The 263-nt window shown below is 70.0% G+C and carries 1 protein-coding gene; it reads left to right on the top strand.

Annotated elements, in window-relative coordinates; genetic code table 11:
* A partial coding sequence (locus tag F1003_RS18875; RefSeq protein WP_162307018.1) for a hypothetical protein occupies positions 1–263 on the top strand: 263 nt, incomplete at both ends.

Genomic DNA, 263 nt, shown 5'->3' with positions numbered 1-263 from the left:
AGATCATCAACCGGCCGATGCCCAAGAACGGTCCCATGGGGCCGGAGGCCGTCCTGAAGGACAAGGACGGCAACCTCCTCTTCGGGGGCGTGGCCTACAACCGCCCCGTCAACGAGAAGGCCGGGCTCAAGCTCACCAACCTGGAGAGCGGCCGGGCCCAGCTGTGGCAGCGTCGCCCGGCGGGCGGGGTGGCCTTCGAGCACACCCATGACTTCCCCGCGCTGCCCAAGGGCTGCCCGGTCCGCTGGGAGGCACAGGACGAG

The sequence above is a fragment of the Winogradskyella ouciana genome, from assembly GCF_009709615.1.
Lineage (GTDB): Bacteria > Bacteroidota > Bacteroidia > Flavobacteriales > Flavobacteriaceae > Winogradskyella > Winogradskyella ouciana.
This window is presented reverse-complemented; position numbering and strand designations above follow the sequence as displayed.